Genomic DNA, 11,475 nt, shown 5'->3' on the forward strand with positions numbered 1-11,475 from the left:
TCGCCAGATTATGCCCGCTGTGCAGCATCATCTGGCGTAACGCGTCACTGACCGTCTTCGCGCCAGGCTTTTTCGATTTCTTCGGCGAGAATTTTGACGCCCGCTTCAATTTTTTCCGGATCGGGCACGTAGTTCATACGCATGCACTGGTGCGTGTGCGGCCACGGCTTATCCAGACCCGGGAAGAAGTAATCACCCGGCACCATCAACACACCGCGTTTTTTCAGACGCTGGTAGAGCAGTTCGGTGGTGATCGGCAGGTCCTTAAACCACAGCCAGAGGAAAATCGCCCCTTCAGGTTTGTGGATCAGGCAGCGCTCTTCCGGCAGGTAGCGGCGAATCGTCGCGATGGTTTCCTGAACGCGCTGATAATAAAACGGCTTGATAACTTCGTTAGACAGACGCAGCAGGTCGTTGCGCTTAATCATTTCACACATCATTGCCGGACCGATGCCGCCCGGTGAAAGGCTGATAATGCCGTTCATATTGGTAATGGCGGTGATGATTTTCTCGTTGGCGATGATGATGCCGCAGCGGCTACCCGGCAGGCCCAGCTTAGAGAGGCTCATGCACAGAACGATATTCGGGTTCCATAGCGGACGCGCTTCGCTGAAGATAATGCCCGGGAACGGCACGCCGTAGGCGTTATCGATCACCAGCGGAATGCCGTGCTGATTTGCCAGCGCATCCAGCTTCATCAGCTCGTCGTCGGTAATGACGTTGCCCGTCGGGTTAGTCGGACGGGAGACGCAGATCATGCCCGTCTCTTCACCGATATGCAGATGTTCAAAATCGACGTGATATTTGAACTGGCCTTCTGGCAGCAGCTCAATGTTAGGGCGTGCGGAGACGAACAGATCCTCTTCCAGACCGGAATCGGCATAGCCGATATATTCCGGGGCCAGCGGGAACAGCACTTTTTTGGTCGTGCCGTCGGCGCGACGTCCAGCGAACAGGTTAAACAAGTAGAAAAACGCGCTCTGGCTGCCGTTTGTTAGTGCAATATTCTGTGGTTCGATATCCCAGCCCAGCTCGTCACGCAGCATTCCAGCGAGGAGCGCCAGCAGTTCAGTTTTGCCCTGAGGACCGTCGTAATTGCAGAGCGCATCGGTCGCTTTGCCGTTTTCCAGCATCTGAGCGAGCAGCGTCTGGAAATAGGTATTCATCTCCGGAATTTGAGCCGGGTTTCCGCCGCCGAGCATGATTGCGCCCGGTGTGCGCAGCCCGTCGTTGAGGTCCTCCATCAGGCGAGTAATGCCTGAATGGCGGGTGAATTTGTCGCCGAAAAGTGAAAACGTCATAGCAGGTGATCTGTCGAGCTTATTTTGAAAGTGGGTAACCATAACGCTAGCACCGTGTTGGTGCAAATCGGGTGGTGTGGTCGGATTTGTTGTTTTATGTGGCGGATAAGGATTTATTCAGTGAATTGTTCTGGCGGTTTTTTCTCCCCTCACCCCGGCCCTCTCCCCAAAGGGGCGAGGGGGAAAAGACGGCTCCGTGCGGTTCCCTCTCCCCTGTGGGGAGAGGGTTAGGGTGAGGGGGGATTATTGATTACCAGCCCATACCACCATGACTTTATCGCCCTTGTGCTCGCGCACAAAGCCATACCCTTCTTTCAGCGACAGCGTGGTTTGCTTGCCTTCGCCGATCGCCGGGTGACGGGCGCGGAACTGACCCAGCATTTGCCAGTGGGCGACGGTTGACGCCTGCGTGCCCGTGACATCCTGCCAGTTCATATCCGAACGGGTGCCCTGAAGCGGGTCGGAGCCCGTCGGGCCGAACGGACGTTCGGATTCATCCCCGTAATAGATTTGTACGCTGCCCGGTGCCAGCAGGAGCAGCTCAGCCGCGCGCTGACCACCTTCGCGGAACAGGCGTGTGTCATGGGAGGAGAGGTAGCTCAGAACGTTGAAGCTTTGCAGCTTTTCTGCCATCTGCTGCCACGTCAGGTCGATATCGGCCAGGCAGTTCACCGCCTTTGCCGCCTGCTCCTGATAATCAAAGTTGATCATCGCATCGAAACCGTGGCGGTAATAATCACTCTGCATCACCCCGTGACCCCAGGATTCCCCGGTCATCCAGAACGGTGCGTTGTCGAGCTTTTTGTCCGGGTTCGCCCCTTTCCAGGCCGCCAGTGCCTGACTTGTCTGATCTTTTAGCTGCTGCCAGGCCGCAAGCTCGACGTGCTTCGCGGTATCGACCCGAAAACCGTCGATGCCGTAGTCTCGTACCCACTGGCTGAGCCAGTGAGTCAGATAGTCGCGCGGGGTATATCCCGGGATGGCCTTCGCGTGGGTATCGGGTTTGTGCTGATAAAAATTGGGTAACCCGGAAGGGACGGTGGATTCCGTTTTCAGGTCGGGCAGGAACGCCAGCGACATCGTCAAATCATCAAAGCCAGGGTTGTCGTAATCACCGATGTCGGTACGGATCCATTTCTTGCCCCACCATTTTTCCCATGCGGCTTTGTCGCTGAAGTTAATGTAGTCATTGAAGCTGTGCCAGGTTTGGCCTGCACCTGGCTTCCAGTCGGTCCAGTGTTCACCCAGCGTTTTTTTCAGCTCATCACCCTGTAAATACAGCGCGCCAAACTGATACGCCTGCATGTCTGCTAGCGTCGCGTAGCCCGTGTGGTTCATGACGATATCGAACAGGATGCGGATACCACGCTTGTGTGCTTCATCGACAAGATGGCGCAAATCTTCTTCGGTACCCATGTTGGCATCAAGCTTTGTCCAGTCCTGGGTGTAATAGCCATGATACGCGTAGTGAGGGAAATCCCCTTTGGTCCCCCCGCCTACCCAACCATGGATCTGCTCAAGCGGAGAGCTTATCCAGAGCGCATTCACCCCCAGTTGCTGTAAATAATCGAGCTTGCTGGCAAGTCCCTTGAGGTCGCCACCGTGGAAGGTGCCAATCTCCTGCATGCCGTCTTTATGGCGGCCATAGCTGTTGTCGTTGCTCGGGTCACCGTTCACATAGCGGTCGGTCAGGACAAAATAGACGGTGGCGTTCTGCCAGCTAAACGGTGCGGGTTTATCCGTTTCGGCGCGCTCAAGCAGCAGCAGGCCATTACTGCCAGCGGCGGGCTGCAGGGTAATGTTTCCGTTCTGTACCGTCGCGGTCTGTTTGCTGTAGAAATCACGCACTACTGTCCCTTCCGGGAAAGTATCGCTAACGTTCAGCGTCAGCGGTTTACCATCCCACTTCGGACACTGGCGGATAGCGGTTGCTACCGGTTGTTCTGCTGCACTCTGAATTGTCAGCAGCAGTGTGGGCGTGCCGGAGCGAGTATCAATCCGCATCTGATATTCACCGTCGCGGAAAAGGCGCCACTGCGGCGGCGTGCCATCGCAGGGTTTGAGCGACAGCATCTCATTGAGTTTTATCGCCTCTGATGGCTGCCAGCACGTCTTGTCAAAACTCAGCGTAAGAGGACGCGTACCCTTCGCAAGCTTTGCCTGGCTGGTGAAAATCCCGGTGCCTTCGGCGCTAAAACTCTTAAACCCCGGTGATGACCAGTCAGCGTGTGCCAGTGCGGGTAGCATCAGAAAAGCCAGAGCGGTGCGTTTCATTCCATTTTCCTGTCGCGGCATTTTTAACCAGTTTGCCATCAGGCGGAGGGTAAAAACTCATCCTCCAGCGCTTTCTGCCAGGAGGACGTGTGAGGATGAGTGATCCCGCGCAAAATTAGGCAGTTATCTGCGATATCGCGCACAAATTTTCAGGAGTGCTGTTTTTATAAGCAAGTTTCAGGTGACATAGTTTCGGATTTGGACTATTTCTATACGTGCTCTTGAAGTCTATTTTTGATATGATTTGAGATTCCGCTCTCAAATTTGTGAAAAAAATAAGGTGTTAGGATGATGACATCCGACCAGGAGACCTAATGATATCGACTCCCATTCGACGATATGGGGCTGCGATACTCATGTTACTCACCATGGCATTTTCAGGTGAGGTGCTTGCGAAGACGCACACGGATACAACGAGTAAGAAAGCCCACGTAATAAAGACGACAAGTAGTAAGGTTAGCAGTAAACAAGAGTATTCTCGCAATAGTGCAAAGAGTAGTTCACTTCCTGATTTGCGAAAATACCCTTCCGGAACACCAAGGAAAAAAGCGTTTCTCCGGACGGTAATGCCTTACATCACGAGTCAAAATGCCGCGATTACTGCGGATCGTAACTGGCTGATTTCCAAACAGTACGATAGCCGCTGGTCGCCTTCAGAACGCGCGCGTCTGAAAGATATCACGAAGCGCTACAAGCTGAGCTGGAACGGTAACACCCGTCGTGTGCCGTGGAATGCTCTCCTTGAACGTGTCGATATCATCCCGAATAGCATGGTTGCGACCATGGCGGCAGCCGAAAGCGGCTGGGGAACGTCAAAGCTGGCGCGTAATAACAACAATCTTTTCGGTATGAAGTGTGTGAAAGGTCGTTGTAATAATGCGCCTGGCAAGGTGAAAGGCTATTCTCAGTTTGAATCAGTCAAAGATTCCGTGGGTGCCTATGTGGTCAATCTGAATACGCACCCGGCCTACTCATCTTTCCGTAAATCACGTGCTCAGTTGCGTAAAGCGGATCAGGAAGTGACGGCCAGTACGATGATCCACAAGCTGAAGGGTTATTCGACGAAGGGGCAGAGCTATAACAACTATCTGTTCGCGATGTACCAGGATAACCAGCGCTTAATCGCCGCCCATATGTAATCACTAAAAACGCCTTCTAAATGAAGGCGTTTTCTTTTCTATATCAGCACCTCGCTGTGGCGATCCCGATACTCTTTTGGCGTGGTGTCATACTCTTTGCGAAACACCGAATAGAAATATTGCAGCGACGGATAACCGCACATCTGCGAGATTTCGTTGATCGACAGTGATGTTGAGATGAGCAGGCTGCGGGCTTTCTCCAGTTTCTCCGCATGGATGACGGCATGAATGGTTTCGCCCACTTCTTCTTTGAAACGCTTCTCCAGATTCGAACGAGAAATGCCCACCGAATCCAGAACCTGATCGACCTTAATTCCTTTACAGGCGTGGTTGCGAATATAGTGCATCGCCTGAATGACGGCCGGGTCACTCAGGGAACGATAGTCGGTTGAGCGACGCTCCACGACGCGGACAGGGGGTACCAGCAAACGCTGAAGCGGCAGAGACTCTTTATCCAGCAGACGATGCAGCAGCTTCGCTGCCTGATAGCCCATCTGACGGGTGCCCTGTGCCACAGAGGAGAGCGCCACGCGGGAGAGATAGCGGGTGAGTTCTTCGTTATCAATGCCAATCACGCACAGCTTCTCGGGCACCGGGATATGTAAATGCTCGCAGACCTGCAGCACGTGGCGGGCGCGGGCGTCGGTGACGGCAATAATACCGGTTTGCGGGGGCAGCGTTTGCAGCCAGTCCGCCAGCCGGTTTTGCGCGTGCTGCCAGTTTTCCGGAGCCGTCTCCAGCCCCTGATACACTACTCCGCGATACTTCTCCTGCGCGACCAGCTGGCAAAACGCATGCTCGCGCTCGACTGCCCAGCGCTTGCCGCTGGTGGCGGGTAAACCATAGAACGCGAAACGATGGACGCCTTTCTCTTTTAAATGAAGAAAAGCGGCTTCGACCAGTGCATGATTATCGGTGGCGATATAGTGAACCGGCGGGTAATTTTCGGGGGAATGGTAGGAGCCGCCGACGCCCACGATCGGGACGTCGACGTCGGTCAGCAGCTGTTCAATGACGGGATCGTCATAGTCAGCGATGACGCCATCCCCCAGCCAGTCTTTGATGTTCTCCAGACGGGTGCGGAAGTCTTCCTCAATGAAGATATCCCACTCGGATTGCGACGCCTGCAAATATTCACCCACGCCTTCAACGACCTGACGGTCGTAGGCTTTATTGGCATTGAATAACAACGTAATGCGGTGACGCTTTTCAAACATGGCTCACTTCCCAATTAAGTCACAATACGGTTATCAGGCTCGTCGCTTGGTGGCAGAGTCCATCCAGACTGCCAGTAAAAGAATGGCCCCCTTGACGATATACTGCCAAAACGTCGGGACGTCCATCATACTCATCCCGTTATCCAACGACGCCATGATAAATGCCCCCATGACCGCACCCGCCACGCTACCGATACCGCCGGCGAGGCTGGTGCCGCCAATGACGCAGGCGGCAATCGCATCCAGCTCGGCGATGTTACCTGCGGAGGGCGAACCGGCACCCAGACGCGAACTGAGGATCAACCCGGCGATGGCGACCATCAGGCCGTTAATGGCGAACACCGCGAGCTTAGTGCGCTCGACGTTGATCCCCGAGAGACGGGCAGCTTCAAGGTTGCCACCGATGGCATAAATGCGGCGGCCAAACGCGGTGCGCGTCGCCATAAACATCCCGCCCAGCAGTAACAGCGCCAGCAGCAGGACCGGTGTCGGAACACCGCGATAGTCGTTAAGAAGCCAGATGGCGCCCAGCACAATGACCGCAGTCAGCGCATGGCGTCCTGCCACGGAGGTTGATGCGGGTGACGCCAGCCCCAGCGCCTGACGACGCATGCGCCCCCGCCACTGCCAGGCGACAAACGCCAGCAAACCTACCACGCCAATCGTAAAGCCCACGCTATCGGAGAGGTAGCTCTGACCAATTTGCGACATGGCGGTGCTGGTGGGGGAGACGGTAGTGCCGTTGGTAATACCGATTAAGATCCCACGGAAGGCCAGCATACCCGCCAGGGTAACAATAAACGACGGGACTTTGCGGTAGGCAACCCACCAGCCGTTCCAGGCCCCCAGGACCAGACCCAGCACCAGCGTCACCGCCACGGTCAGCGGCAGCGGCCAGCCAAGCCAGACGTCGAAAATGGCCGCCACGCCACCGAGCAGGCCCATCATCGAGCCTACAGACAGGTCAATTTCTGCCGAGATAATGACGAACACCATGCCCACGGCCAGGATCCCGGTAATGGCGGTCTGGCGGAGCAGGTTAGAGACGTTACGCGCGCTTAAGTATGAACCATCGGTCATCCAGGTAAAAAACAGCATGATGACGATAATTGCTGCGATCATCACGAAGACCTGCAGGTTCAGCGCTTTTAGCCCTGCGAACGCACCGGGCGTCGGAACGGCGACTTTGATATCAGACGGATTGCTTTTCGACATGACGTTCGCTCCTTAAAGCGGCTTCCATCACCTGCTCCTGCGTCAGGTTCTGGTTAATCAGGTTGGCTTTCAGTTTCCCCTCGTGCATCACCAGCACGCGGTCGCTCAGGCCGAGCACTTCGGGTAACTCAGACGAAATGACAATGACGGCAATCCCTTGCTGAACAAGCTGATTAATCAGTTTGTAGATTTCATATTTGGCACCGATATCAATCCCGCGCGTTGGCTCATCGAGGATTAATATGCGTGGGTTGAGAAGCAGGCAGCGCGCCAGAATCGCTTTCTGCTGGTTACCGCCACTCAGGCGGCCAATCGCCAGTTCCGGGGAGGACGTTTTGACCTTCAGCCTGGCAAGCGACTGAAGAATGCACTGTTGCTCTGCGGCATCGTCCAGGCTGCTCAGCGCGCCGGAGAACCGATCGAGTGCCGCAAGCGTAATGTTTTTCCCCACCGCCATGACCGGTACGATGCCGTCTTTTTTACGATCTTCCGGCACCATAGCAATGCCGCGGGCAATCGCCTGCTGGCAGTTGTCGATTTTCACTGGCTGGCCGTCGATATAAATCGTCCCCTCCCAGCGCCCGGGCCACACGCCAAACAGACACTGTACGGCCTCCGTGCGTCCGGCGCCGACGAGGCCCGCAATCCCGAGAATTTCGCCGCTGTGAAGAGAAAACGAGACGTTATTCACGCGTTTAATGTGGCGGTTAACGGGGTGCCACGCGGTCAGATTTTCCACGCGCAGCACTTCCTCGCCTCTGGCGTGTGGCTCATTCGGGTAGAGCGCCGTCAGCTCGCGGCCTACCATCATGGTGATGATGTCATCTTCACTCATGCCTGCCGCTTCGCGCGTGCCGATGTGCTGCCCGTCGCGAATGACACAGATGGTGTCCGAAATGGCTTTAACCTCGTTTAGCTTGTGCGAAATGTAGATACAGGCGATGCCGTGGTTTTGCAGATCGCGGATGATATTGAGCAGAACTGCGGTTTCCTGTTCGGTGAGCGAAGCCGTAGGCTCATCGAGGATCAGCAGCCGTACCTGTTTGTTCAGCGCCTTAGCAATTTCTACCAGCTGCTGTTGCCCCAGACCCAGATCGCCCACGCGGGTATCCGGTGAAATATTGAGGCTCACCTGCGCCAGCAGCTTTTCACAGCGGAGCGTCATGGTGTCGTAATCCAGTACGCCGTGGCGGGAAATCTCGGCTCCAAGGAAGATGTTTTCCAGCACGGTGAGATGCTTCACCAGCGCCAGCTCCTGGTGGATAATGGCGATCCCTTTACGTTCGGTATCGCGAATGTGTGTCGCCTGGATCACTTCACCGGCAAAGACAATTTCGCCTTCGTAACTGCCGTGTGGGTAGATCCCACACAGAACTTTCATCAACGTTGATTTGCCCGAACCGTTCTCGCCGCACAGCGAAACCACTTCGCCGGGGTTCAACCGGAGGCTGACGTTGTCGACGGCCTTCACTGCGCCGAAGCGCTTGGTGATGCTTTTCATTTCAAGTAAATAAGGCATACCTGCTCCACATAACCCGAGGGAAGAACAGTACAACGTGATGCGCCCCCGCAGAGCGGGGGCCGCGCTGGATTACAGTTCGCTCTTCTTGTGGAAACCGTCTTTAATCACGGTGGCGTCAATGTTCTCTTTATTGACTTCAATTGGCGTGAGCAGGCGAGCCGGAACATCTTTCAGCCCGTTATTCAGCGTCGCGTCTGCTTTAGGCTGCTTGCCATTGCCCAGCTCCACGGCGATTTCAGCCGCGGTATTGGCAAGCTCGGTAATCGGTTTGTAGACCGTCATGGTTTGTGTGCCAGCGATAATGCGTTTTACCCCTGCCAGGTCGGCATCCTGCCCGGAGATAGCGACTTTCCCGGCCAGCCCTTGGGCGCTCAGCGCCTGGATAGCACCGCCTGCGGTGGCATCGTTGGAGGCCACGACCGCATCAATTTTGTTGTTGTTGGCCGTCAGCGCGTTTTCCATAATTTTCAGCGCGTTTTCTGGCAGCCATCCGTCGGCCCACTGATCGCCAACCACCTTAATTTTCCCGTTGTCGATATAGGGTTTAAGGACTTTCATTTGTCCTTCACGGAACAGTTTGGCGTTGTTATCTACCGGAGAGCCACCCATCAGGAAATAATTGCCCTGAGGCACTTTGTCGATCAGGCTTTGCGCCTGTAATTCACCCACTTTTTCATTGTCGAACGAAATATAATAATCAATATCCGCATTATTAATCATGCGGTCATAAGCGAGAACTTTTATGCCCTCTTGCTTCGCTTCTTTCACTACGTTACTTAATACCTGGCCGTTATAAGGGATAATGACCAGGACATCGACACCACGGTTAATCATATTCTCGATCTGTGACATTTGCGTTTCTTCATTGCCATTCGCTGACTGAACAAAGACATTCGCACCGAGTGATTCCGCTTTTTTCACAAAGATATCGCGATCTTTTTGCCAGCGCTCCAGGCGCAGGTCGTCAATCGCCATGCCAATTTTGACCTCTTTGGCATGTCCTGCAAAGCTTACAAGGAGGAGAGTAGTGCAGATCGTTAGGGTCAGGTTCTTTATCTTCATAATTATTAGGCCTTTTGTAGGGGTATGTGTTGCTGAGATAAAAGAAACATTCACTGCTGGGACGCAGCAAATTTTTAACGCGGAAAGGCGGGCTGGCAATTACAGATTTTTATCTTCTCATTACGATATTTGGTTTATTTCTGAATTTATGACCGCGATCGGATTTTAAAATGCGTAACGTCTTAATTACATTTGATTCTGGAATTTACGCCGAAAAATAGTTTGCCTGCGCATTATTTTGCGAGCCAGCGCACAGTTGTGCATTCTCTCAATAGCAGTGTGAAATAACGTAATTGAGCAACCCAAAATGTCTATTCACTATTACTCCTGTATCAACGACTCGCCGCATACCCTGATTATGGAGCTCAATATGCAAGCTTATTTCGACCAACTCGATCGTGTTCGTTACGAAGGCCCAAAAACGACCAATCCTTTAGCATTTCGTCACTACAACCCGGATGAGCTGGTTCTGGGTAAGCGCATGGAAGACCATCTGCGCTTTGCCGCCTGTTACTGGCATACCTTCTGCTGGAACGGCGCCGATATGTTCGGTGTGGGTTCCTTTGACCGCCCATGGCAGCAGCCGGGTGAAGCCATCGAGCTGGCGAAACGCAAAGCCGATGTGGCATTTGAGTTTTTCCACAAGCTGAACGTGCCGTACTACTGCTTCCACGATGTGGACGTCTCGCCGGAAGGTGCGTCTCTGAAAGAGTACCTGAACAATTTCGCGCAGATGGTGGATGTGCTGGCGGCAAAACAGCAGCAAAGCGGCGTGAAGCTGCTGTGGGGCACCGCAAACTGCTTCACTAACCCACGCTACGGCGCGGGCGCGGCAACCAATCCGGATCCGGAAGTGTTTAGCTGGGCGGCCACGCAGGTGGTGACGGCCATGAACGCCACGCATCAGTTGGGCGGCGAAAACTATGTCCTGTGGGGCGGCCGTGAAGGCTACGAAACCCTGCTCAACACCGATCTGCGCCAGGAGCGCGAGCAGATTGGCCGCTTTATGCAGATGGTTGTCGATCATAAGCACAAAATCGGCTTCCGTGGCACGCTGCTGATTGAGCCGAAACCGCAGGAACCGACCAAGCACCAGTATGACTACGACGTGGCGACGGTGTATGGCTTCCTGAAACAGTTCGGGCTGGAAAAAGAGATTAAAGTTAACATTGAAGCCAACCACGCCACGCTGGCGGGCCACTCTTTCCATCACGAGATTGCGTCTGCGATTGCACTGGGCATTTTTGGCTCTGTCGATGCTAACCGCGGCGATGCACAGCTGGGCTGGGATACAGACCAGTTCCCGAACAGCGTGGAAGAGAATGCGCTGGTGATGTACGAAATCATTAAAGCGGGTGGTTTCACTACCGGCGGCCTGAACTTTGACGCCAAAGTACGTCGTCAGAGCACCGACAAATACGATCTGTTCTACGGCCACATTGGCGCGATGGACACCATGGCGCTGGCGCTGAAAGTCGCCGCTCGCATGATTGAAGACGGTGAGCTGGATAAGCGTGTTGCGAAGCGCTACAGCGGCTGGAACAGTGAGCTGGGTCAGCAAATTTTGAAAGGCCAGTTATCACTTGCGGAGATCGCGAAGTACGCTGAACAGCAGCAGCTGGCGCCGCAGCACCAGAGCGGGCACCAGGAGCTGCTGGAAAACCTGGTAAACCACTACCTGTTCGATAAATAACAGCACGTAGGCCCGGTAAGCGTTAGCGCCACCGGGCATTTCTGTTAAAGGA

General features: G+C 54.4%; 8 protein-coding genes. 2 read left to right on the forward strand and 6 right to left on the reverse strand.

Annotation, left to right across the window (positions count from 1 at the left end; genetic code table 11):
• Positions 1-44 precede the first annotated feature (44 nt).
• On the reverse strand, positions 45-1,301 hold the full coding sequence (avtA, locus tag G0034_RS00735) for a valine--pyruvate transaminase (RefSeq protein WP_014882030.1): 1,257 nt from the start codon (positions 1,299-1,301) through the stop codon (positions 45-47).
• A 243-nt stretch (positions 1,302-1,544) separates the two neighbouring features.
• Positions 1,545-3,575 carry an alpha-amylase gene (locus tag G0034_RS00740; protein WP_023336564.1) on the reverse strand — a complete coding sequence of 677 codons (2,031 nt, stop codon included), beginning with the start codon at positions 3,573-3,575 and terminating at the stop codon, positions 1,545-1,547.
• A 314-nt stretch (positions 3,576-3,889) separates the two neighbouring features.
• Between G0034_RS00740 and G0034_RS00745 the strand changes: the two genes are divergently transcribed.
• Complete coding sequence (locus G0034_RS00745; RefSeq protein WP_014882032.1) at positions 3,890-4,714, forward strand: protein bax; 825 nt, start codon at positions 3,890-3,892, stop codon at positions 4,712-4,714.
• Positions 4,715-4,752: 38 nt separating this feature from the next.
• Here G0034_RS00745 and xylR read toward each other — a convergent pair whose 3' ends face one another.
• The 4 genes from xylR to xylF form a co-directional block, all read right to left on the reverse strand.
• Positions 4,753-5,931 (reverse strand): D-xylose utilization transcriptional activator XylR, encoded by a 1,179-nt coding sequence (gene xylR, locus G0034_RS00750; protein WP_014882033.1) that lies wholly within the window; start codon positions 5,929-5,931, stop codon positions 4,753-4,755.
• A gap of 33 nt (positions 5,932-5,964) precedes the next feature.
• Complete coding sequence (gene xylH / locus G0034_RS00755; RefSeq protein ID WP_179120422.1) at positions 5,965-7,146, reverse strand: xylose ABC transporter permease XylH; 1,182 nt, start codon at positions 7,144-7,146, stop codon at positions 5,965-5,967.
• A complete protein-coding gene (locus G0034_RS00760; protein WP_014882035.1) occupies positions 7,124-8,665 on the reverse strand; it encodes a xylose ABC transporter ATP-binding protein in 1,542 nt (513 codons plus the stop codon). The genes xylH and G0034_RS00760 overlap by 23 nt, the downstream gene beginning before the upstream one ends.
• Positions 8,666-8,737: 72 nt before the next feature.
• A complete protein-coding gene (gene xylF, locus G0034_RS00765) occupies positions 8,738-9,730 on the reverse strand; it encodes a D-xylose ABC transporter substrate-binding protein (protein WP_014882036.1) in 993 nt (330 codons plus the stop codon).
• 370 nt (positions 9,731-10,100) lie between these two features.
• On the opposite strand from xylF, the gene xylA reads away from it, so the two are divergent.
• A complete protein-coding gene (xylA, locus tag G0034_RS00770) occupies positions 10,101-11,423 on the forward strand; it encodes a xylose isomerase (RefSeq protein ID WP_086527836.1) in 1,323 nt (440 codons plus the stop codon).
• Positions 11,424-11,475 lie beyond the last annotated feature (52 nt).

It is taken from the genome of Enterobacter sp. T2, from assembly GCF_010692925.1.
Lineage (GTDB): Bacteria > Pseudomonadota > Gammaproteobacteria > Enterobacterales > Enterobacteriaceae > Enterobacter > Enterobacter kobei.